Source organism: Streptomyces sp. NRRL S-31, from assembly GCF_000718775.1.
Taxonomy (GTDB): Bacteria; Actinomycetota; Actinomycetes; order Streptomycetales; family Streptomycetaceae; genus Streptomyces.
In genome coordinates this window covers 67,202-87,910 of the sequence record NZ_JOCB01000020.1, presented here as the reverse complement: position 1 = coordinate 87,910, position 20,709 = coordinate 67,202, and the positions used below count along the sequence as shown (strand labels likewise).

Annotated in this window: 19 protein-coding genes and 1 pseudogene; 5 read left to right on the top strand and 15 right to left on the bottom strand. The window is 75.4% G+C overall.

Going from position 1 to position 20,709, the window contains the following annotated elements; genetic code table 11:
- Nucleotides 1-436: 436 nt before the first annotated feature.
- Nucleotides 437-1,103: pseudogene (locus IF37_RS39240) on the top strand (glycosyltransferase); the annotation flags it as partial.
- Between the two features lie 28 nt (nucleotides 1,104-1,131).
- Here the strand turns inward: IF37_RS39240 and IF37_RS0110990 are convergent.
- Together IF37_RS0110990 and IF37_RS0110985 are read right to left on the bottom strand one after the other, a co-directional pair.
- A complete protein-coding gene (locus IF37_RS0110990) occupies nucleotides 1,132-2,157 on the bottom strand; it encodes an alcohol dehydrogenase catalytic domain-containing protein (RefSeq protein ID WP_030739833.1) in 1,026 nt (341 codons plus the stop codon).
- Between the two features lie 111 nt (nucleotides 2,158-2,268).
- The gene (locus IF37_RS0110985) at nucleotides 2,269-2,931 is read right to left on the bottom strand and encodes a TetR/AcrR family transcriptional regulator (RefSeq protein ID WP_030739830.1); all 663 of its coding nucleotides are present in this window, start codon (nucleotides 2,929-2,931) and stop codon (nucleotides 2,269-2,271) included.
- A 140-nt stretch (nucleotides 2,932-3,071) separates the two neighbouring features.
- Between IF37_RS0110985 and IF37_RS0110980 the strand changes: the two genes are divergently transcribed.
- Together IF37_RS0110980 and IF37_RS0110975 are read left to right on the top strand one after the other, a co-directional pair.
- Nucleotides 3,072-4,325, top strand: a complete 1,254-nt coding sequence (locus IF37_RS0110980; RefSeq protein ID WP_030739827.1) for a YncE family protein — start codon at nucleotides 3,072-3,074, stop codon at nucleotides 4,323-4,325.
- Nucleotides 4,326-4,513: 188 nt separating this feature from the next.
- Complete coding sequence (locus IF37_RS0110975) at nucleotides 4,514-5,620, top strand: XdhC family protein (RefSeq protein WP_030739824.1); 1,107 nt, start codon at nucleotides 4,514-4,516, stop codon at nucleotides 5,618-5,620.
- Nucleotides 5,621-5,719: 99 nt separating this feature from the next.
- On the opposite strand, the gene IF37_RS0110970 is transcribed toward IF37_RS0110975, so the two are convergent.
- The 5 genes from IF37_RS0110970 to IF37_RS0110950 all read right to left on the bottom strand — a co-directional run bounded on the left by IF37_RS0110970 (nucleotide 5,720) and on the right by IF37_RS0110950 (nucleotide 12,103).
- Complete coding sequence (locus IF37_RS0110970) at nucleotides 5,720-6,316, bottom strand: GNAT family N-acetyltransferase (RefSeq protein WP_030739822.1); 597 nt, start codon at nucleotides 6,314-6,316, stop codon at nucleotides 5,720-5,722.
- A gap of 12 nt (nucleotides 6,317-6,328) precedes the next feature.
- On the bottom strand, nucleotides 6,329-6,838 hold the full coding sequence (locus IF37_RS0110965; protein ID WP_030739819.1) for a metallophosphoesterase: 510 nt from the start codon (nucleotides 6,836-6,838) through the stop codon (nucleotides 6,329-6,331).
- 19 nt (nucleotides 6,839-6,857) lie between these two features.
- Nucleotides 6,858-7,859, bottom strand: coding sequence for an SDR family oxidoreductase (locus IF37_RS0110960; protein WP_030739817.1), 1,002 nt, complete (start codon nucleotides 7,857-7,859; stop codon nucleotides 6,858-6,860).
- An 81-nt stretch (nucleotides 7,860-7,940) separates the two neighbouring features.
- Nucleotides 7,941-9,050 (bottom strand): enolase C-terminal domain-like protein, encoded by a 1,110-nt coding sequence (locus IF37_RS0110955; RefSeq protein WP_030739815.1) that lies wholly within the window; start codon nucleotides 9,048-9,050, stop codon nucleotides 7,941-7,943.
- Nucleotides 9,047-12,103, bottom strand: a complete 3,057-nt coding sequence (locus IF37_RS0110950; protein ID WP_030739813.1) for an FAD-binding and (Fe-S)-binding domain-containing protein — start codon at nucleotides 12,101-12,103, stop codon at nucleotides 9,047-9,049. The genes IF37_RS0110955 and IF37_RS0110950 overlap by 4 nt, the downstream gene beginning before the upstream one ends.
- 194 nt (nucleotides 12,104-12,297) lie before the next feature.
- On the opposite strand from IF37_RS0110950, the gene IF37_RS0110945 reads away from it, so the two are divergent.
- Nucleotides 12,298-12,735 (top strand): MarR family winged helix-turn-helix transcriptional regulator, encoded by a 438-nt coding sequence (locus IF37_RS0110945; protein ID WP_030739811.1) that lies wholly within the window; start codon nucleotides 12,298-12,300, stop codon nucleotides 12,733-12,735.
- Nucleotides 12,736-13,130: 395 nt separating this feature from the next.
- A complete protein-coding gene (locus tag IF37_RS0110940) occupies nucleotides 13,131-13,715 on the top strand; it encodes an isochorismatase family protein (protein ID WP_030739810.1) in 585 nt (194 codons plus the stop codon).
- A gap of 113 nt (nucleotides 13,716-13,828) precedes the next feature.
- On the opposite strand, the gene IF37_RS0110935 is transcribed toward IF37_RS0110940, so the two are convergent.
- The 8 genes from IF37_RS0110935 to IF37_RS0110900 all read right to left on the bottom strand — a co-directional run bounded on the left by IF37_RS0110935 (nucleotide 13,829) and on the right by IF37_RS0110900 (nucleotide 20,636).
- Entirely contained in the window at nucleotides 13,829-14,542 is a 714-nt protein-coding gene (locus IF37_RS0110935; protein WP_030739809.1) for an alpha/beta fold hydrolase, read from the bottom strand.
- 262 nt (nucleotides 14,543-14,804) lie between these two features.
- Complete coding sequence (locus IF37_RS43515; RefSeq protein ID WP_106981751.1) at nucleotides 14,805-14,987, bottom strand: hypothetical protein; 183 nt, start codon at nucleotides 14,985-14,987, stop codon at nucleotides 14,805-14,807.
- A gap of 131 nt (nucleotides 14,988-15,118) precedes the next feature.
- Nucleotides 15,119-15,475 (bottom strand): DUF6479 family protein, encoded by a 357-nt coding sequence (locus IF37_RS0110925; RefSeq protein WP_037856228.1) that lies wholly within the window; start codon nucleotides 15,473-15,475, stop codon nucleotides 15,119-15,121.
- 102 nt (nucleotides 15,476-15,577) lie between these two features.
- Entirely contained in the window at nucleotides 15,578-15,850 is a 273-nt protein-coding gene (locus IF37_RS0110920; protein WP_030739807.1) for a hypothetical protein, read from the bottom strand.
- A gap of 81 nt (nucleotides 15,851-15,931) precedes the next feature.
- Nucleotides 15,932-18,394, bottom strand: coding sequence for a SpoIIE family protein phosphatase (locus IF37_RS0110915; RefSeq protein WP_030739805.1), 2,463 nt, complete (start codon nucleotides 18,392-18,394; stop codon nucleotides 15,932-15,934).
- 54 nt (nucleotides 18,395-18,448) lie between these two features.
- Nucleotides 18,449-19,708 carry an MFS transporter gene (locus IF37_RS0110910; RefSeq protein WP_079165663.1) on the bottom strand — a complete coding sequence of 420 codons (1,260 nt, stop codon included), beginning with the start codon at nucleotides 19,706-19,708 and terminating at the stop codon, nucleotides 18,449-18,451.
- Nucleotides 19,705-20,298 (bottom strand): GNAT family N-acetyltransferase, encoded by a 594-nt coding sequence (locus tag IF37_RS0110905; RefSeq protein ID WP_030739801.1) that lies wholly within the window; start codon nucleotides 20,296-20,298, stop codon nucleotides 19,705-19,707. Before IF37_RS0110905 ends, IF37_RS0110910 begins: the two co-directional genes overlap by 4 nt.
- Nucleotides 20,299-20,432: 134 nt before the next feature.
- Nucleotides 20,433-20,636, bottom strand: a complete 204-nt coding sequence (locus tag IF37_RS0110900) for an MbtH family NRPS accessory protein (RefSeq protein ID WP_030739799.1) — start codon at nucleotides 20,634-20,636, stop codon at nucleotides 20,433-20,435.
- Nucleotides 20,637-20,709: the final 73 nt, after the last annotated feature.

Below are 20,709 nucleotides of genomic sequence, written 5' to 3'. Positions count from 1 at the left end.
CGGCACCGGTGAGCGCGGCGCGCAAAGGGGCCGCGGGGGCGTAAGGGCGCCCGGTCGACGCCGGACGCGGGCCGTGAGGCGGGGCGCCACAGCCCGGCGGACAGGAACTGCCGCGCCCGCGCGCGCTCTCCCGGCCGAGGGCGCCGGCCGGGACGGTCCGCAGGAGGGCACCGCGCCTCGCCGCGCGGTGGTCCGTCGTGTGCGTCATCGCTTCTCCGCCTCCCGTCCGCGTCCGCCGGGCGTCCGGACCGGCGGACCGGCGCCTCGGCCACGCCGGACGCTGACCTCGACCGGCGCCGGGCCGGGGCACCGTCCAGGGGTGGTGCGTGCCGGTCGGTGGGGAGGGACGCGGCCTCCCGGAGGCAGCGCGCAGGCGTGTGACGTCGTGCGGCGGCGGTGACCGGGGCGGGGCCGCCGCCGCGCGGTGGGCCCCCTGGAGCGGCGGCACCGGCCCGTGCGCCACGGCTTCAGCCCCTGGTCGTGCCCCGGCCCGGGGAAGGGCGGACCGGTCCGGGCATCGGCGGCTACCGGTGGCCGTACGACACCGGGGCCCGGCTTCCCGGGCAGTTCCTGGACGCGGGGCCGCCCCTGGTCTGTCGGGCTGGGGCGCCACCGTGCCGGACGCCGGGCGGCTCGGCGCGCGGGTGGTGGCGGCGCTGCTGCGGCGGGCCGCGCTGCGCGGGGTGATCCAGCGCGGCCGGGGCGGGCACGCGGCCGACGGGGACCACATGCCGACCGTCGGCGAGGTGCCGCACTCGCCGCTCTTCCGGTGGACGGCCGCCGTCGTCCATCACGCGGGCGCGGGCACCACGGCGGCCGGGCTGCGCGCCGGGTGCCTGCCGTGCCGGTGCCGGTCCGGTTCGACGCAGGTTTCCGGGCCGCCCGGGGTCGCGCCCGGGGTCGCCCCGGCCGCCGTATCGCTGCGCCGGCTGACCGTGGACGCGCCGGCGGCGGCGCTGGTCCGGGGCACCCGGGACCCCGCGTACCGGCGGCGGGCCGCGGCGCCGGGGGCGCGGGTCCGGGGCGGGGACGGGGCCACCCCGGTGCCGGCGACGGTGGCGCGGCTGGACAGCTGGACGGCTGACCGAGGCAGCCCGGAGTGAGCACCCTGCGGAGCGGCGGCTGACCGGGTCAGCCCGGAGTGAGCACCATGCGGAACCGGGCGGCGCCGGCGAGCATCTTGTCGTACGCCTCTCCGACCTGCTCCAGCGGCACGCTCTCGGTCATCGGGCGGATGCCGTGCAGGGCGCTGAAGGCCATGGTGTCCTCCACGTCCCGCGCGGTGCCGGACGGGTGGCCGCGCACGATCCGGCCGGTCATGAGCAACTGGGCGGGGCTGATGCCGAGCGGTGTGGTGTCCGCGCCGATGGCCACCAGTTCGCCGCGCGGGGCCAGGCCGTCCACGGTGGCCGTGATGGCCTCGGAGTTCCCGGCGGTGGCCAGGACGACCTTGGCGCCGCCGAGGGAGCGCAGGGCCTCGGCCACGGGGGTGCCGGAGGTGCTGTCGACGTAGTGGTGGGCGCCGAGCTGCTTGGCGAAGTCGGCCTTCCCGGCGCCCCGGGCGATGCCCACCGTCTCGAAGCCCATCGCCGCCGCGTACTGCACACCGAGGTGGCCCAGGCCGCCGAGGCCGAGCACCGCGACCAGGTCGCCGGGCCGGGCGGAGCTGCGCCGCAGGCCGTTGAACGTGGTCACGCCCGCGCAGGCCATCGGCCCGGCGTCGGTCGCGGCCAGCCCGTCGGGCACGCGGGCCAGGGCGTCGACGGGTGCGACGACCTTCTCGCCGAAGCCGCCGTCGTAGGCCCAGCCCGGGACCTTCAGGTTGTGGCAGACGATGAAGTCGCCCTGGCGGCAGGGCCCGCAGTGGCCGCACGCGCCGCCGAACCAGCCGACCGCCACCCGGTCGCCCACCCGCCAGCCGCGCTCCTCCACGCCCTCGCCCAGTTCCTCCAGCCGTCCGGCGATCTCGTGCCCGGCCACCTCCGGGAACGTGGTGCCCGGCAGTCCGGCGCTGATGAAGAGGGCGTCGCTGTGGCAGATCCCGCACGCGTCGACGGCGATCCTGACGTGGCCCGGGCCCGGCTGCCGGACCTCGCGCTCGACCAGCTCGAAGCTGCCGTTCGGCGCGGTCACCTGCGCGACTCGATAGGTGCTCATGGCTTTCTCCGAAGGGACGGGTGCGAGGGCCTTCCTCCCCAGCAGACCAGTTCCGGCCCTGTCACGCGCGCCGAGCCGGGCCGCGCCGCCGAGGGCCCGGGGACGCGGCGGTCAGCCGGTCGCGGGGCGCCATCCGTCCGGGCGGAGCATCCCCAGCAGCAGCCGCACCAGTTCGTCCACCACCTCGTCCAGGGTGGCGTCCACCCAGCCGGCGCTCCAGTCGTGCAACAGGCCGTTGACGCTGCCGATGAAGGCCGTGGCCGCGAGGCGGTAGTCGCGGGGCGCCGCCTCCCCGCGGGCCACGGCCGCGTCCGCCTCGGCGCGGATGAGGTCGACCCAGCGGGCCCGCCGGGCGAGGCGCTGCTCCTCCAGGCGGGGGCTGACGCCGATCACCTCCAGGAAGGCGATGCGGATGCGGCGCGGGTCGCGGGTGACGCCGCGGGCGTAGGCGCGGAAGAGCACGGTGGCGCGGTCCGCCAGCGGCAGGCCGTCCGCGGCGGCGAGGGCGTCCAGCACGGCCTGCTCGGCCCAGCCGTTGACCTGGAGGTGCAGCGCGGCGAGGACGTCCTCCAGGGTGCGGAACTCCTCGTAGAACTGGCGCGTGGACAGGCCCGCGGCCTGGCTCAGCGCGGCGACCGTGGTGCCCCGGTAGCCGGGGGTGTCACCGAACAGCCGCAGCGCCGCGTCCAGGAAGCGGCGGCGCCGCTCGGCCTGCCGCTCCGCCGCGGACCGGCCGCCGTAGCGTCCCGTCGGCGCTCTGAGCCTGCCCTCCACGCGTCCCCCTCCGCCGTGCCGCCGGTCGTCCAATCTTGTCGTGCACACATCTTGTCGAGAAGGCCGCCCTCTCCTTACTTTTCAGTAAGTTCACTGTGAAAGCGCCCGTGTTCAGATTCCCCCGAGGAAAGAGAGCCGTCATGGCCGCCTCCAGAACCAGGCACCTGTGCTCCGTGGCCGCCGCCCTCGCCCTGACCGTCGCCGGTCCCGTGACCGCGGCCTCCGCAAGCCCCGCCGCCTCCGGCGGGCTGCGCGAGGTGCTGTTCGTCGGCAACAACTGGGACGGCACCGCCGATGTCATCCGGTCCTCCGGCGACTTCGCGAAGATCGGCCGGATCAGCGTCGTCCCGGACAAGGACGCGCGGATGGCGGAGATCAACGCCGACCCGGTCAAGTGGATCTACTTCCAGGCGATCCGCAACGGCGTCGGCGAGGGCCACGACCAGTTCGCCGACGACATGTACTCCACCCCGGACGGCCGGTCGGTGGTGGTGTCCCGGCCCAGCTTCGCCGACGTCGTCTCCGTCGACCTGGCCACCGGGAAGATCAACTGGCGTTTCCCGGTCTCCGGTTACCGCGCCGACCACATGGCGGTCTCCCCGGACGGCACCCGGGTGGCGGTCTCCGCCTCGACCGGCAACACCGTGCACGTGCTGGACATCGTCACCGGCAGACAGCTCGGGTCGTTCAAGACCGGCGACAAGCCGCACGAGAACATCTTCACCAAGGACGGCAAGTACATCTGGAACATGTCGATCGGTGACGTCAACACCGCGCTGGACGATCCCGGCTGGGACTGGACCAAGGGCGACCGGCACATCACGGTCGTGGACGCGACGACGTACAAGCAGGTCAAGGTCATCGACATGCGGCAGCGGCTGGACGCGTTCGGGCTGAAGGACTTCTCCGACGCGGTCCGCCCCGCCGTGTTCTCCCCCGACGAGTCCACGCTCTACTTCCAGGTGTCGTTCTTCAACGGCTTCCTGGAGTACGACGTCGCCACCGACAAGATCACCCGGATGAAGACGCTGCCGAAGAACCCGGCGACCAGCGAGGACCGCACCACCTGGGTCAACGACTCCCGGCACCACGGCATCTCGATGAACCCCCAGGGCACCAAACTGTGCGTCGCGGGCACCATGGACGACTACGCGACCGTGGTCGACCGGGCCTCGCTCCAGGAGGGACCGCTGGTCACGGCGTCCAAGCCGTACTGGGCGACGGTGAGCGGGGACGGCGAGGACTGCGTCATCTCCGAGAGCGGCGCCGACCAGGTGACGGCCATCGACTTCGCCACCGGCCGCAAGGTCGCGTCGATCCCGGTCGGCGACCACCCGCAGCGCGTCCGGCTGGGACACGTACCGGAGGGCTGGACGGGTCCGAACGGCGGCTGACGGCCCATCATGAGATCGTGGCCTCCGGGGCGCCCCCACTCGCACCGGAGGCCACCTCGCCACGGCCGGCGACGCGCCGCCGGCCATGGCGCCCCCGGATCGAGCGGGCGCCCGGAGTGTCGTGTCCTTGAGGGGCGACGGAACGGGGTCCGGCCGGACGCCCCGCCGGACCGGGCGAGGAGCGGGCCATGCGTGAGATTCTCGCGGTGCTGGGCCGGTGGTACGCCGCCCGGGTGCCGTTCGGGCTGGCCACGGTCGTCGCGGTGAGCCGCGGCGCACCGCGCGGTCCCGGTGCGGCGCTGGCGGTCGGCCCGGACGGCGAGGCGGTCGGCGGCGTGTCCGGCGGCTGTGCCGAGGGCGCGGTGTTCGACCTGGCCCGGGAGGTCGCCGAGGGCGGCACGGCACGGCTGGAGACGTTCGGCTACGGCGACGAGGACGCCTTCGCCGCCGGGCTCCCCTGCGGGGGCGAGATCACGGTGCTGGTACGTCAGGTGACCCCGGCCCGGGACCCGGCGTTCGGGGCGGTCGTCGCGTCCGTCACCGGCGGTGAGCCGGTCACCCTGGCCACGGTGGTCGACGGGCCGGCGGCACGCGGCGCCACCCTCGCGGTGTGGCCGCGGACCGCCGCCGGCGGCCTGGGCACGCGGGGGCTGGACGCCGCCGTCGCCGCCGACGCGCGCGGCGGACCCGCCCTCGGCGCCACCGGCCTGAGGCGCTACGGGCCGCACGGGGAGCGGCGCGAGGACACCGTCACGGTGTTCGTGCAGTCCTTCGCGCCGCCGCCGCGCATGCTGGTGTTCGGCGCCGTCGACTACGCCGTCGCCGTGGCCCGGATCGGGCGCTTCCTCGGCTACCGGGTGACCGTGTGCGACGCCCGGCCGGTGTTCGCCACGCCCCGGCGGTTCCCGGAGGACGTGGAGGTCGTCGTGGACTGGCCGCACCGGTATCTGCGCGGCACGCGCACCGACGGCCGGACGGTGATCTGCGTCCTGACCCACGACCCGAGGTTCGACGTGCCGGTGCTGCGGGAGGCGCTGCGGCGACCGGCGGCGTACGTCGGGGCGATGGGCAGCCGGCGCACCCACGACGACCGGTTGCGCAGGCTGGTCGGGGCCGGCCTGACGGACGGGGAGCTGGCCCGGCTGCGCTCCCCGGTCGGTCTGGACCTCGGGGCGCGCACCCCGGAGGAGGTGGCGGTGTCGGTGGCGGCGGAGGTGGTGGCCCTGTGCCGGGGCGGCACGGGGGCGCCGCTGAGCCGGACGAGCGGGGCGATCCACCCCCGGGGAGGGGTCTGAAGCCCTTCCGGGGCGCTCGGCCCGCCTCCGCGCCGTTCTCCCCCGGCGTCGTCCCGGGGTGGTGCGGAACCGCCCCGCCCGGCGGCTCCCCGGGTGCCGCTACTCGGGGTCTCCGGCGACGCGGGCGTGCTGGTGCAGGTCGTGCCAGCCGTCGGCGTGCAGCAGGGCACCGCGCCTGGTGCCCTCGTAGCTGAACCCGGCCTTCCCGGCCACCCGGCAGGAGGCGGGGTTGGCCGTCGAGTGGCACAGCACCAGCCGGTGCAGCCCCAGGTCGGCCAGGGCCCAGCGGCTGAGCCGCCGGGCCGCCGCGACCGCGATGCCGCCGCCGCGCGCCCCGGGCAGGACCCAGTAGACGACCTCGGCGGTGCCGCCCGCCAGGTCGACGTCGCCCAGGCCGGCGAGCCCGAGGGGCGCGCCGCCGGGCGGGGCGACGGCCCAGACCACCCCGGTCTCGGCCCGACGGCGCGCGTGCAGGCGTTCGATTCGGGCGCGGGCCTCGTCCCGGCTGCCGACGGAGAAGAGGTTCCAGTGGCTGATCGCCGGGTCCTGTCCGGCGGTGTGCAGGGCGTCGGCGTCGGCGTCGTCGAGCCGCCAGGGCCGCAGCTGAAGGCCGCCGGGCAGCGGCAGCACGGGCTGGTCGCGGTGGGCGAGCCGGCCGGCGGGTACGACGGGGGGTATGCCGGGGCTGTTGATCATCCGGGGATGATGTCACGGCCCCTGGCGCCGTGGCAGCCGGTGCAGGATCACCTCGGTGAGGGCGCCGTCGGCGGCCGTCGCCGTGAGGTAGGTGCAGTGGGGCTGGCGGCGGCGGTCGGTCGGGGAGCCGGGGTTGAGCAGCCGCAGGCCGCCGGGGGCGGTGCTGTCCCAGGGGATGTGGCTGTGCCCGAAGACCAGGACGTCCAGGTCGGGGAAGCGGGCGGCGCAGCGGGCCTCGCGGCCCTGGGCGGGGCCGGTCTCGTGGACGACGCCGAAGCGCAGGCCGCCGAGTTCGGCGCGGGCCACCTCGGGGAGGCGGGCGCGCAGCTCGGGGCCGTCGTTGTTGCCGTAGACCCCGATCAGCCGGCGGCTGCGGCTCTCCAGCAGGTCCAGGGTGGCGGTGTCCACCCAGTCCCCGGCGTGCAGCACGACGTCCGCGTGCGGGAGTTCGGCGAGGAGCTGCTCCGGGAGCCGCTTGGCGCGCTTGGGCAGGTGTGTGTCGGACAGGAGGAGGAGGCGCACGCCGTTCCGCCCGTGCCGGTCAGGAGGCCAGGCGGCGGATGCCGCGCACGGTGCCCAGCACGGCGGCGCCCGCGCCCAGGGCGGTGACGGCGGGGTGCCGGATCAGGATCTCCTGCCAGGAGTGGCCGTGCGAGCGCGCGTCGAAGGCGCCGTGCGCGCCCTGGTCGTCGGCGCGTGTGCGGTCGACCGGTTCGAAGAGGTTGTCCAGGTCGGCGGGCGGGATGCCGTCGCTCTGCTGGGAGTCGACGCCGGTGCGGGCCAGGTAGCGGTCGAGCAGTGCCGGGGCGAGGCGGTTGGCCCAGACGGTGGCCGCGGTGCTGGCACCGATGTAGTACTGCTTGCGGCCCGGGTGGTCGGCGGCGTACAGCACGCCTCGCGCGGCGACCTCGGGCTGGTAGATCGGCGGCACCGGCATGGGGTGCTTCGACAGCCGGGAGCGCACCCACTGGAACTGGGGCGTGTTGACCGCGGGCATCTGCGCGACGGTGACGTGCACGCCGCTGCCGCGGTGCAGCAGTTCCGTGCGCAGGGAGGAGGTGAAGCCGTTGATGGCGTGCTTGGCCCCGCAGTACGCCGACTGGAGCGGGATCGACCGCTCGCCGAGCGCGGAGCCGACCTGCACGATCGTGCCCCGGTCGCGGGGCAGCATGCGGGTCAGGGCCGAGCGGGTGCCGTTGACGAAGCCCAGGTACGTCACCTCGGTGACCCGCTTGAACTCCTCGGCGGTGATCTCCTCGAACGGTGCGAACACCGTGGAGAACGCGCAGTTGACCCAGACGTCGACCGGGCCGAACGCCCGCTCCGCGGCCTCGGCGGCCGCCTCCAGCTGCCCGGCGTCGGCCGCGTCGGCCACCTGGACCAGGGGCCGCCCGCCGAGCGCCGCGACCTCGTCTGCCGCCGCCGCCAGGCCGCCCTCGCCGCGCGCGACCAGGACGACGTTCGCGCCGCGCCGGGCGTAGAGGCGGGCGGTGGCACGGCCGATGCCGGCGCTGGCACCGGTGATGACGACGGTGGTGGGCATGGTCCTCTCCTTCGGGTCCTTCGGGAGACACGTTCCGGCGGACACATTCCGGCGGACGGCGCCGGGGAAACGCTGTCCGGCTCACTCCACCCGGTACGGCGCGGCCCGCTCCGCCGCGAGGGTCAGGCCGAGTCCGGGTGTCCCGTCGGCGCCGGGTGTGACGCTGCCGCCGCCGGGGTCGAGGACACCGTCGAACAGGAGCCGTTCGATGCGCACGTGGTCGTGGAACCACTCCAGGTGGCGCAGGTTGGGCACGGCGGCGGCCACGTGGGCGTGGGCGTGCGGCGCGCAGTGCCCGGAGACGTCGAGTCCGTGCGCGTGGGCGAGCGCGGCGGCGCGCAGCCAGACGGTGATGCCGCCGCACCGGGTGACGTCGGCCTGGAGGCAGTCGACGGCTCCCGCGGCCAGCATGTGCGCGAAGTACGGCAGGGTGTAGCCGTACTCGCCGGCGGCGACGTCGAGCGGGACCCGGCCGCGGATGTCCGCGAGGAGGGTGAGGTGGTCGGCGGAGACGGGTTCCTCGAACCAGGTCACGCCCTGGCCGGCGAGCCGCTCCGCGACCCGGACCGCCTGGCCGGCACGGTAGCCGCCGTTGGCGTCGACGTACAGCTCCGTCGTGTCGCCGACGACGGCCCGCGCGCGGGCGACGCGCTGGAGGTCGCGGTCCTCCCGGGCGCCCCACGACTCCCCGATCTTGATCTTGACGCGGGGGATGCCCTGCTCCTCGGTCCAGCCGCGCAACTGGCGTTCCTGCCGGGCGCTGTCGTAGGTGGTGAAGCCGCCGCTGCCGTACACCGGCACGTCGTCGCGGGCGGCGCCCAGCAGGTGGACGAGGGGCAGGCCGAGCAGGCGGGCCTTGAGGTCCCACAGGGCGATGTCGACGGCGGCGACGGCCTGGGCGGCGAGGCCGGGCAGTCCGGCGTTGCGCACGGCCCGGCACATCCGTTCGTTGGCGCGCGGGACGTCGTACGCGGACAGGCCGGTGACGGTGCCGGCGAGCAGTTCGCGGACGGCGTGGGCGGTGGCGGCGGGCGCGTAGGTGTAGCCGAGCCCGGTGGTGGTGCCGGAGCGGGCGGTGACCAGGACGAGGGTGGTGCTGTCCCAGGCGAGGGTTCCGTCCGCCTCGGGGGCGTCGGTGGGCACGGTGTAGACGGCGGTGTCGAGCGCGTCGACGGCCGGGCGGTCGCTCATGGCCGCCTCCCCGGCCGGCGCAGCGCGCCCAGGGATGCCGCCCCCACGGCGCCCGCGCCGAGGGCGGCCACGGTGGCGGTGGTCGTCCAGCGGGCCGTACGGGACGGCCGGTCGGGGCGGACGGCCAGCCGCTCCGGGTGGTCGCCGGGCAGGTTGCCGGCCAAGCCGAACGCCAGGGCCTCGGCGAGGTGCAGCGCGCGGCGGCCGGTGCCGCCCTGTTCGATCTGGGTGCGGCAGCTGAAGCCGTCGGCGAGGACCATGCTGTCCGGGGCGGTGCCGCGGACGGCGGGCAGGACGCCCTGTTCGGCGACGGCCATGGACACCTCGTGGTGGCCGCGTTCGAAGCCGAAGTTGCCGGCCAGGCCGCAGCACCCCTCGTCCAGCACCTCGGCGTCCAGGTGGGCGCGGCGCATCAGTTCGCGGTCGGCGTCGAACTTCATGACGGCGTGCTGGTGGCAGTGGGTCTGGACGGTGGCCCGCCGGGCGAGCGACGGTGGCCGCCAGCCGTCGGGGGCGTGGTGGACGAGCTGTTCGGCGAAGGTGCGGACCTGTCCGGCCAGCCGCTGGACGTCCTGGTCGGCCGGGAGCAGCTCGGGCGCGTCGGAGCGGAAGACGGCCGTGCAGGAGGGCTCCAGGCCGATGACCGGCGTGCCGGCCTCCAGGTGGGGCCGCAGCACCGCGAGGGTGCGGGCCAGCACCTTCTTGGCGGTGGCGAGCTGTCCGGTGGAGATCCAGGTCAGGCCACAGCACACCGGCTCGGTGGGGACGGCGACCCGGAAGCCGGCGTCCTGAAGGACGCGGACGGCCGACTTGGCGATGGCGGGGTGGAAGTGGTTGCTGAAGGTGTCCGGCCACAGCAGGACCGTGCGCGGGTCGGCCGGGTCCGGTTCGTCCCGGCCGCGCTCCCGCCACCACTGGACGAACGACTTCTCGGCGAACACCGGTGCCGGGCGGGCCCCGTCGACGCCGGCGAGCCGCTTGCCGAGGCGGGCCAGACCGGGCGCGTGCAGGGCGGAGTTGACCAGGGCGGGGGCGGTGCGTGACAGCCGGGCCCACAGCGGGAGCCAGCCCATGGAGTAGTGCGCCATGGGACGCGTCCGGCCCGCGTAGTGGTGGGACATGAACTCCGCCTTGAGGGTGGCCATGTCGACGCCGGTGGGGCAGTCGGACTTGCAGCCCTTGCAGGCCAGGCAGAGGTCGAGCGCGTCGTGTACGGCGGTGGAGCGCCAGCCGTCCCGGATCACGGAGTCCGCGTGTCCGTCGAGCATCTCGAACAGCAGCCGGGCCCGGCCGCGGGTGGAGTGCTCCTCCTCCATGGTGGCCCGGTAGGAGGGGCACATGACGCCGCCGGAGTGGCCGCGGCAGTTGCCGATGCCGACGCAGCGCATCACGGCGCGGTTGAAGGAGTGGTCGTCCTCGGGGAACCCGAAGTGCGTCGCCGGTGTGGCCGGGCGCCAGGAGGGGCCGAGCCGCAGCTGTCCGTCGACCGGGTTGGGGTGGACGATCTTGCCGGGGTTCATCCGGTCGCCGGGGTCGAAGAGCGCCTTCAGCTCACCGAACGCGGTCACCAGCCGCTGCCCGAACATCCGGGTGAGCAGTTCGCCCCGGGCCTGGCCGTCCCCGTGCTCGCCGGACAGGGAGCCGCCGTAGGAGGTGACGAGGTCGGCGGCGCGTTCCAGGAAGCGCCGGAAGCCGGCCACGCCCTCGGCGGTCTTCAGGCCGAAGGGGATGCGGGTGTGGACGCAGCCCTGGCCGAAGTGGCCGTACAGGGACGGGTGGTCGTAGCCGAACTCCTCGAACAGCCGCTTGAGGTCGCGCAGGTAGTCACCGAGCCGTTCGGGCGGCACGGCGGAGTCCTCCCAGCCCTCCCAGGTCTCCCGGTCGTCCGGCGGGCGGGCGGTGACGCCGAGTCCGGCCTCGCGGGCCCTGAGCATCTTCTGCTCGCGCTCGGGGTCGTCGGAGAAGGCGACGTTCGCGTCCCGCTCGTCGCGGCCGACGGCGTGCAGCAGGGCGTGCGCCTGTCCGTCGACGTCGTCCTGGCTGTCGCCGCTGTACTGCACCATCAGCCAGCTGTCGCCCTGGGGGAGGATGGCGAGCGAGTCCAGGTAGGCGCCCTCCTCGCGCATCAGCTGGGCCATCCGGCCGTCCAGGGCCTCCAGTTGGGTGGGCGAGCAGTGTTCCAGCAGGCGGGGCACGTCGTCTGCGGCGGCGCAGATGTCCGGGTAGCCGAGGACGAGCAGGGACTGGTACGCCGGCACGGGCACGAGGTCGAGTTCGGCGCGCAGGACGGTCACCAGGGTGCCCTCGCTGCCGACGAGCGCCCTGGCCACGTCGAAGCCGTTCTCGGGCAGCAGGGAGTCCAGGTTGTAGCCGGAGACACGGCGCGGGATCCTGGGGTAGCCGCGGCGGATGTCGGCCAGGTACTCGGTGGCGATGCGGTCGAGGCCGGCGTAGACCTCGGCGAGCCGGCCGCCGCCGGCGATGATCCGGTCCCGTTCGTCGGGCGGGGTGGGGCCGACCCAGGCGCGCTGCCCGTCGTAGGTGAGGATCTCCAGGCGCCGGACGTTGTCGACGGTCTTGCCGTACGCCTGAGCGGAGGCGCCGCAGGAGTTGTTGCCGATCATGCCGCCGAGCGCGCAGTGGCTGTGGGTGGACGGCTTCGGGCCGAACTGGAGCTGGTGGCGGGCCAGGTGCCGGTTGAGTTCGTCCAGGACGATGCCGGGCTCCACCACGCAGGTGCGCCGCTCGGGGTCGACGGAGAGGACGCCGGTGCAGTACTTGCTCCAGTCGATCACGACGGCGGTGTTGGTCGACTGTCCCGCGAGGCTGGTGCCGCCGCCCCGGGAGAGGACGGGGGCGTCGAAGCGCGCGCACACCGACACCGCCCGTGCGCCCGCCTCCACGGTGCGGGGGACGACGACGCCGATCGGGACCTGCCGGTAGTTCGAACCGTCCGTGACGTAGGCGCCGCGGCTGCCCGGGTCGAAGCGGACCTCTCCGTCCACCTCGGCGCGGAGGGCCGCCTCCAGGCCGGACCTGTCCGCAGAGGTCATCTGGACTCCCTTGCTGTGTCGCCGGGGGTGCCGGCGCCGTCATCGACCGGCGCCCTCGTCCGGAGTCGTCGACGATGCCGCCGACGGTCCGGTCCGGCCGGCTCTCCGAGGACCGGCGAGTACCCGGCAAATAGACAGTCAAAGCTGAACAGTCTGGGCTGGACAGGTGGCACTGTCGGTCATAGCCTGGCGCCATGGCCGACATCTCCGAATCCGCCGTGCGTGCCGCGCGCGACCTGCGCGTCGTCTTCAGCAGGCTGCGGCGCCGCATCCGGGAGGTGGCGCAGGACGCCGACCTCAGCCCCTCGCAGGAGTCGGCGCTCACCCTGGTGGGCAAGCACGGCGCGGCCACGGCCAGCGCGCTCGCCGCCGCCGAGGGGGTGCGCCCGCAGTCCATGGCCACCACGCTGGCCGCGCTGGAGCAGCACGGACTGGTCCGCCGCGCCCCCGACCCCGACGACGGCCGCCGGCAGCTCGTCACCCTGACCGACTCCGGCCGGGCGCGCGTCGAGGGGAACCGGCAGGTGCGCGAGGAGTGGCTGGCCCGCGCCTTCCAGGACCGCTACACCGAGGAGGAGCGGCGGACGGTCCTCACGGCGCTGGAGCTGATGGAACGGCTGTCCCGGCCGTGATCGTGAGACCCACCGCACGGCCCCGGAGCGGCCGCGCGCGGCGACCGGAGCCGACGCACGGGCCCGGCGACCGGCGCGGCCACCCGTCCCCGGCCGTGCGCGGCCGGGTGCCGCTCGGCGCCCCGCACCCCCGCCCGTCCCGGCGCGCGGTGCGCGTCCGCCGCCGCCACCGCGTTCCCCCCGCACCGCACCGGCCGGTCCGCGCGTGGTCCTCCGCCTCCCGACGCACGGTCTCCCGACGCACCGCACCGGACGTCGCGGCCCGGCCCGGCCCGACCCACGTGCCCCTTGGGCAATCCCCCGGTCGACCGGCGCGCAGCGCGGCCGGTCACGACCGAACCCGGCCGTCCCTCGGCCCGGCACACCCCGCAACCCCCGAAAGGCCCGACCGACCGATGTCGCTCAGCACGCTCGACCCCCGTACCGCCCTCGTCGCGATCGACCTCCAGAACGGCATCGTGGCCATGCCCACCCAGCCGTACCCGGGCCCGGAGGTCGTCTCCCGCACCGCCGGGCTCGCCGCCGCCTTCCGCTCCCACGGGCTGCCCGTGGTCCTGGTCCGGGTCTCCTTCGCGGCCGACGGGGCGGACGCCGTGCCCGGCCGCACCGAACGGCAGGCGCGCGGGCTCGCCTTCCCCGAGGGCTGGGACGTCATCGTCGACGAGTTGTCCGGCCACCCCGGCGACATCCACGTCACCAAGCACAACTGGAGCGCCTTCCACGGCACCGACCTGGATGTCCAGCTGCGCCGCCGGGGGATCACACAGATCGTGCTGACCGGGATCGCCACCAGCATCGGCGTGGAGTCCACCGCCCGGGACGCCTACGCGCACGGCTACCACGTCACGCTCGCCACCGACGCGATGGCCGACGCCGACGCCGGGGCGCACGCCAACAGCGTCGAGCGGATCTTCCCGCGGCTCGGGGAGAGCGGCACGGCCGCCGAGATCGCGGACCTCCTCGCCAAGACCCGCGGCTGACCGGAGCGCGGTCCCCGCGCCACCGGCCCGTGGAGCCCGCCCGGCTCACACCGTCGTCGGCCGCGGCGGGAGCGGATCGGCGGCAAGCCTCTCCGCCCGCGCCGCGTACGGTCTCACCTGGTCGCTTCGACCGCCTGCACGATGATGTCCACGACCTCGTCGGGGTGGGAGAGCATCACCATGTGCGAGGAGTCGATCTCCACGAAGTCGATTCCGGCACGGCGGTAGCCGAAGCGCTCCACCTCGGGATTGATGGTCGTGTCGGAGCTGGAGACGACCGCCCAGGCCGGCTTCGTCTTCCAGGCCGCGGCGGTCGCCTTCTCGGCGAACGCCAGACCCGCCAGCGGACGCTGCGACGACGCCAGCACGGCGGCGAACTCCGGGTCCACGTCGGCGGCCACAACCTCGGGGAACTTCTCGATGTCGACGGTGACGTCAGGGTTCTTCTCGTCGTAGTCCGCCAGCGGCGACGGCGTGTAGACGAGAGCGGCGCCCAGCTTTGAGTCGGGGAAGCCGCCCTGGAGCTCACCCAGGCTCTCGCCCTCCTCGAGCGCGTACCCCGAGAGGTACACCAGGGCCTTCACGTTGTCCTCGGTCCCGGCCATCGTGATGACGGCGCCGCCGTAGGAGTGACCGACGAGGACCACCGGCCCCTCGACACCGCGCACGACGGACGCCACGTACTCGGCGTCACCCAGCAGGCTGCGGTTGGGCACGCCGGGAGCGATGACCTTGAACCCGCGCTTCAGCAGCCGGGCGGTGACAGGGGCGTAGGAAGAAGCGTCCGCGAACGCTCCGTGGACGAGAACAATGGTGGGATCGGTCATGGCAGGCTCCTCGGGGAAGGGAAGGACACGCGCCTCCAGCGCTGGGCCGAACCTACGGGAACAAGCCACTCGGCCTGGCCTCAGAGCGCACGGCGGCTGGGGCGAGAGCGCATGGGCCGCGGCGCACCGCCGCGGACGGCGACGGCTGCCACGTGCGACCGCGCGACCACTGCCACATGGGCCGGGCGACCACTGCCATATGGGCCGGGCGACGGCTGCCACGTGCGGCCGGACAGGCCGAACGGGACGACGTCCCGGTCGTTCAGTCCTCGCCGCGGACGATGTTGTCCTCGGCGCCCGCGCCCTGGGACCGCGCCGACGTGCGGTCCAGTACCGCCGGCAGACAGGTCCGTACTCCCCGGTCCCGCCGTCGGCGGGCCTGGGCCCAGCCCGTCTCGTCGGGTATGGCCGGTTTCTCGCTGGCACGCGCCGTCACGTCACTCATCTTCCCTCTGTCTCCCGCCCACCGCGGGATCGCTGCCGGGGCCGTCTGGGCCGTCAGGGCCCGGGGGACCGTCCGTGTCCGGGCGGGTCCCCGGGCCGCGCCCCGGCAAACGCGGGCCGTCCCGCGCCGGTTCAGGTCCGGCCGCCGCCTCCGCCGCCGAAGGACCCGCTGGAACCGGGGGACCAGCGGGGGCGGCTCTGGTCGTCGGCGCGCCGGGTGCCGACGTTGCCGAGCTGATGGGGAGTCAGACGCTCGCCCTCTTCGGTGGCCCGGGGCACCTCGTCCGGCTCACGGACCTCACGGGTCTCCCGGACCGGTCCCGACGGCGGCAGCTTGGGCTGCTCCTCCGGGCGCGGCGGCGCCGGTTCGCGCTCGCGCACCTTGAAGCCCAGCCGGAAGGCCCAGATGATGCCGACGACCAGGGCCACTCCGGCGACCAGGATGAGGACGTATCCGAAGGCCTGAGCGCCCGTCGCTGCTTCGTACATGGCTGTGTCCATGGCCGGCGGGTACCCGGCGGAGCGCCGCGGATGCGCCGGTGGGCGCCGGTCAGCCGGCCGGCACCGCTCACCGCGCGCCGCACGGCACCCTCAGCTACCCTCCTCCGCCGCGGCCCGCTCGACCTCGGCCTCGACCTCGCGGCGCGGCCGGCCGGTGTCCTTGGCGTACTCGCTGACCGCGGTCTGCGCGTCCCGGGCCAGGTCGCGCCAGGCCCGCAGGGCGGTCTCGTAGGTGCCCGACTGGGCGCCCGTCATCCGGCGTTCGGCCGGCGGTCCGTAGGTGTCCCGCAGGTCCTCGACCGTGGCCTGGGCCGCGTCGGCCGCGCGCTGCTTCTGCACCAGTTCTTCGAAGGTGTGTGCCACGCCTACCGACCCTAGGCAGGAGTTGTGGGACGCGCCTCCCCAACCGCCCCGAACGGAGCCCGTACGCACCCGGCCGGCCGGTCAGCCGCCGGGTACGAGATCCGCCCAGACCTGTTTGCCGCCGCTGACCGGAACCGTGCCCCAGGCCGCCGACACGGCCTCCACCAGCAGGATCCCCCGGCCGCCGGTGGCCTCCCAGCCGATGCTGGTGGGCTGCGCGGGGCTGCGCGGGGAGGAGTCCGCGACGGCCAGCCGCAGCCGGTGGCCGACCAGGCTGAGGTCGAGGCGGACCGGGCCGCCGGTGTGCACCAGCGCGTTGGTGACGAGTTCGGAGACCACCAGCAGGGCCGCGTCGACCGTGTCCCCGGGTACGTCCCAGGCGCGCAGGGTGCGCCGGGTGAACCGGCGGGCGTGCCGGGCCGCCTCCGGCACCCGCCACACCGTCCAGCTCTCCCTGAGCGGCCGTACGGCCATGCCGTCGTAGCGCATCAGCAGCAGCGCCACGTCGTCGCCGCGGTGGGCGCCGGTCAGCAGCGCGTCGGCGACCAGGCCGAGGTGGGCGGGGTCGGCGGCGGCCAGTTCGCGGGCCAGCCGGTCCATGCCGGTGTCGAGGTCGGTGCCCGGCGACTCCACCAGGCCGTCGGTGGTCAGCGCGAGCACGGTGCCGGGGCGGAGCCGCAGCGGGGTCATCGGGAACTCGGCCCGGGCCAGCACGCCCAGCGGCGGCCCGCCCTCGGCCCGCAGGATCTCGGTGCCGCCGTCCGGGTGGCGCAGCACCGGCTGGAGGTGTCCGGCGCGTACGCACCAGGCGGTGCCGTCCTCCATGTCGACGTCGACGTAGGCGCAGGTGGCGAAGAGGTCGGTCTCCATGTCCAGCAGCAGCCGGTTGGCGTGCGCGACGACCACGTCCGGGGCGTGGCCCTCGGCCGCGTAGGCGCGCAGGGCGGTGCGCATCTGGCCCATCAGGGTGGCGGCGCCCGCGTTGTGGCCCTGGACGTCGCCGATGACGAGGGCGACGTGGTGGTCGGCGAGCGGGATCACGTCGTACCAGTCGCCGCCGACGTCCAGGCCGGCCGTGGTGGGCAGGTAGCGGGCGACGGCGACCCCGCCGGGCAGCCGGGGCAGGCGGCGCGGCAGCAGGGTGCGCTGGAGCATGCCGACGAGTTCGTGCTCGGCGTCGAAGGCGTGGGCGCGCAGCAGGGCCTGGCCGGTCAGCCCGGCGCAGGCGGTGAGCAGGGCGCGTTCGTCGGAAGGGAAGTCGTGCGGGCGGTCCCAGCCGATCAGGCAGGCGCCGGCCACGCGACCGCCGGCGGGCAGCGGCAGCACGGCGAGACCACCGGGGCCGACCTCGCCGAGGGCGGGCTCCAGCGGCGCTCCGGCGGGCCATATCCGGGCCCGGCCCGCGCGCAGCGCGGCGGCCAGGGTGGGCATGGCCCGCACCGGCGCGTCCGGCCACTCGGTGCGCCACTCGCTGCGCCACAGCTCGGGCCAGGCGTCGGGGCCGGGCGGGTCGAGGACGGTGAAGACCAGCCGGTCGTTCTCCAGCTCGGCCAGGGCGATCCGGTCGGCTCGGAGCGGTCGGCGCAGGGCGGCGACGACGGCCCGGCCGACGTCCTTGACGGTGCCGGCGGTGGCGAGGGCGGCGGCCAGCCGCTGCACCCGGGCCACGTCGGTGACGTCGGAGCTCAGCGTGGAGGCGTCGGCGAGCGTGCCGACGAGCCGGGCGGCACGGCCCTCGCCGCCGGGCACCAGGCGGCCCCGCAGCCGCAGCCACCTGGGCGGGCCCGCGGAGCGGTGGACGCGGAACTCCAGCTCGCGTTCGCCGACGGACATGTGGTCGGCCTCCACCACGGACATCAGCGCCGGCAGGTCCTCGGGCACCGCATGGCCGAGCAGGGTCTCCACCCTGCCGTCGAAGCCCTCCCGGCCGATCCCGAACAGCCGCAGCAGCTCCGTGCCGGCCTCGACCCGGCCGGTGTCCATGGCCAGGCTGAAGCCGTCCGCGGGCGGTTCGCCGGTGTCCCGGACGGCGGCCGGGCCGGGTACGGCGACGGCGCGGGCGATCAGCTCCAGGCAGGCCCGTTCGTCGGGACCGAATCCGCCGGGGCGCTCGCCGGCGGCCAGCAGGCAGCCGCCGTCCGCCGGGACGAGCGGCAGCACGGCCAGGGCGAAGCCGGCGGCCGGGGTGCGGCGCGCGTCCGGGTGGCCGGCCGGTCCGGCGGGGTCCCGCCAGAGCGCGCGCCGGGTGCGGTACACCTCGGCGACCGGGAAGGAGCCGGCCACCGGGTAGCCGTCCCGCAGGCCGCACAGGGTACGCGGCAGACCGGCCGACTCGGCGAGGGTGAGCAGCGCGGGGTCGTCGCCGGGCGTGTACACCCCGGCGAAGGAGGCCCCGGCGAACACGAGCGCCTGCTCCAGGACCCGGCGCGTCCGGTCCGGGGCGGCCGGGGACGCCGTCAGCGAGGCGAGGGCGGCTTCGGCACGCTCCGGTCCCGTCTTCTTCCCGCCGATCGCGTTCTCGCCGATCGCGGCGCCCTCACTCACCACGTCGCCATTACAGCGCGTGTCGGCCGCCCGCGCAGCCCCTGTGCGCCCGTGCTAGCCGGGCACGGTCCGGATGCCCTTGCCGAAGGTGGCGGTCATCGCGGCGGCGGTGACCAGCAGCGGGAAGACCAGCATGGCCGGGGCCGGGCTGAAGCGGGCCAGCAGGGCGCCGGCCAGGGCGGGGGCGAGCGCGGCGGCCGAACCGGCGGCGAGCAGGACGCCGCCGACCACGCGGCCTTGCAGGTGGTCGGGGGTGACGGCGGCCTGGTGGGCGAAGAGGGCCGCGTTCGCGGTGGGCCCGAGGAACACGGCGGCGGCCAGGGGTACGGCGGCCTGCACCGTGCCGGCCAGCAGCGTGCTGACCGCCATCAGCGCGGCGGTCGCCCAGCACAGCAGTGTGATCAGGACGGGGAGCCGCAGCCGCCGCTGGAGCACCGGTGCCAGGAAGGCGCCGAGGAGGCCGCCCAGCGCGAAGATCGTGCCGGCGAGGCCCACCAGGGCCGGTGGGGCGCCGGCCCGGCGCAGCGCGAGGGTCATCGCGAAGATCATGCCGGTGAAGGCCATGTTCAGCGGGGCGGCGATCACCAGCAGGGCGCGCAGGAAGGGGTGGCCCAGCAGGAAGCGCAGGCCCTGCGCGGCTGAGGCGCCGACCGCCGGTGCCTCCTGCGCCCGTGCCCGCCGGGCCTCCTGGAGGGGCCGGCGGATGCCGGAGACGGCCAGCAGGGAGAACAGGTAGCTCAGGGCGTTGCCGAGGAAGGGCAGGGCGCGGCCGAGCCCGAACAGCAGGCCGCCCAGCGGCGGCCCGGCCAGCGAGACGCCGTAGGCCCGCGCCTCGTTGCGGGCGACGGCGGCGGTGAGCTGGTCGGGGCGGACCAGATTGCGGACGCAGGCGTGCTCGGCGGTGCTGAACACGGCCGTGGCGGCGGCACCGGCGACCACCACGGCGACGATCAACGGCAGGCTCGCGGTGCCCGCCGCGACCGCCCAGCCGAGCAGGGCGTACCCGGCGAGCCGCAGCAGATCGCAGACGATCATCAGCCGGCGCCGGTCGAAGCGGTCGGCGAGGACGCCGGCGGGCAGCCGGCACACCAGGGTGGTGACCAGTCCGGCGGTGCCGACGAGCCCGGCCCGGGCCGGGGACCCGGTCAGCTGGAGCACCAGCAGGGGCAGCGCCAGGTCCACCAGGGCGCCGCCCAGGTCGGACAGGCACTGGCCGGTCCACAGCAGGTTGAAGTCCCGGTTCCGCCACAGCCCCGGCGCGGGCCCGGTCCCCGCCGCACCGGCGGCGTCCGCACGCAGCGGCGCCCGGCTCATGCGGGGTCCTCGCCGGGCCCGCCCACGGCACGCGCCGCCCCGGCCGTCTCCGTCGCCCCGTGTCCGCCCTCCGGTGTGTCCGGCGCGGTGGCCGTGGAGATGACCAGCAGCTTCGTCACGGAGCCGTCGTCGGCGACGACGTCGCGGAGGTGGCGGAAGCCCAGGCGCCGGCACATCGACAGGCTGGCGGTGTTCCCGGCGCCGACCATGCCGTACGCCTCGGTCAGCCCCAGGTTGTCGGCGGCGTGCCGGAGCAGGCCGCGTACCGCCTCGCCGCCCAGTCCGCGCCCCCAGAACGCGGGGGCGAGGGCGGTGACCAGTTCATGGCCGTCGACGTTGCCGGTCGGCTTCACCTCGGCGTGGCCGGCGTAGGCGCCCTCCAGCCACACGCCCCAGACGTCGAACCGGCGCTGGGGGTAGACGTCGGTGAGGATGGCCCGGAACAGCTCGCGCAACCGCGGTTCGGGCACGAGGTCCTGCCCCATCCAGCGGCACACCTCGGCGTCGCGCAGCAGGGCGACGAAGTCGTCCTCGTGTTCGGGCCGGTAGGGGAGGAAGTCCAGGCGTTCGGTGCGCAGGACGGGGGTCATGGCGGGCTCCTCGGGTGGGATGCGGTGCGGTGGGGGCCGAGGGCGGTGGGGCGCCGGGACGGCGACGCGTGGGGGGGGAGGCGCCGGGCCGGCGCGGGTGCGGCCGGCCCGGCGTGTCGGTGCGGGTACGCCGCTCAGGCGCCGGCGTTCTCCATGCGTTCGCGCAGGCTCTTGGGCCGCATGTCGGTCCAGACCTCGTCGACGTACGCGGAGCACTCGGCCACGGTGCCCTCCTTGCCGACGGGCTGCCAGCCGGCGGGCACCTCGATGTCCACGGGCCAGAGGGAGTACTGCTCCTCGTCGTTGCGCAGCACCTGGTAGCGGGTGTTCTCGTCCATGTCGCCTTCTTTCGTCGTCCGGATCGGATGGCCGGTGGGGTCGTGGTGTGCGGTCGGAACGGGGCGGGCGGTC

Coding starts and splice junctions, on each gene's coding strand:
- IF37_RS0110940 (WP_030739810.1), top strand. CDS start 13,131: ATGTCGCTCAGCACGCTCGACCCCCGTACCGCCCTCGTCGCGATCGAC.
- IF37_RS0110960 (WP_030739817.1), bottom strand. CDS start 7,859: ATGCCCACCACCGTCGTCATCACCGGTGCCAGCGCCGGCATCGGCCGT.
- IF37_RS0110955 (WP_030739815.1), bottom strand. CDS start 9,050: ATGAGCGACCGCCCGGCCGTCGACGCGCTCGACACCGCCGTCTACACC.
- IF37_RS0110975 (WP_030739824.1), top strand. CDS start 4,514: ATGCGTGAGATTCTCGCGGTGCTGGGCCGGTGGTACGCCGCCCGGGTG.
- IF37_RS0110935 (WP_030739809.1), bottom strand. CDS start 14,542: ATGACCGATCCCACCATTGTTCTCGTCCACGGAGCGTTCGCGGACGCT.
- IF37_RS0110905 (WP_030739801.1), bottom strand. CDS start 20,298: ATGACCCCCGTCCTGCGCACCGAACGCCTGGACTTCCTCCCCTACCGG.
- IF37_RS0110970 (WP_030739822.1), bottom strand. CDS start 6,316: ATGATCAACAGCCCCGGCATACCCCCCGTCGTACCCGCCGGCCGGCTC.
- IF37_RS0110900 (WP_030739799.1), bottom strand. CDS start 20,636: ATGGACGAGAACACCCGCTACCAGGTGCTGCGCAACGACGAGGAGCAG.
- IF37_RS43515 (WP_106981751.1), bottom strand. CDS start 14,987: ATGAGTGACGTGACGGCGCGTGCCAGCGAGAAACCGGCCATACCCGAC.
- IF37_RS0110980 (WP_030739827.1), top strand. CDS start 3,072: ATGGCCGCCTCCAGAACCAGGCACCTGTGCTCCGTGGCCGCCGCCCTC.
- IF37_RS0110990 (WP_030739833.1), bottom strand. CDS start 2,157: ATGAGCACCTATCGAGTCGCGCAGGTGACCGCGCCGAACGGCAGCTTC.
- IF37_RS0110950 (WP_030739813.1), bottom strand. CDS start 12,103: ATGACCTCTGCGGACAGGTCCGGCCTGGAGGCGGCCCTCCGCGCCGAG.
- IF37_RS0110925 (WP_037856228.1), bottom strand. CDS start 15,475: ATGTACGAAGCAGCGACGGGCGCTCAGGCCTTCGGATACGTCCTCATC.
- IF37_RS0110945 (WP_030739811.1), top strand. CDS start 12,298: ATGGCCGACATCTCCGAATCCGCCGTGCGTGCCGCGCGCGACCTGCGC.
- IF37_RS0110910 (WP_079165663.1), bottom strand. CDS start 19,708: ATGAGCCGGGCGCCGCTGCGTGCGGACGCCGCCGGTGCGGCGGGGACC.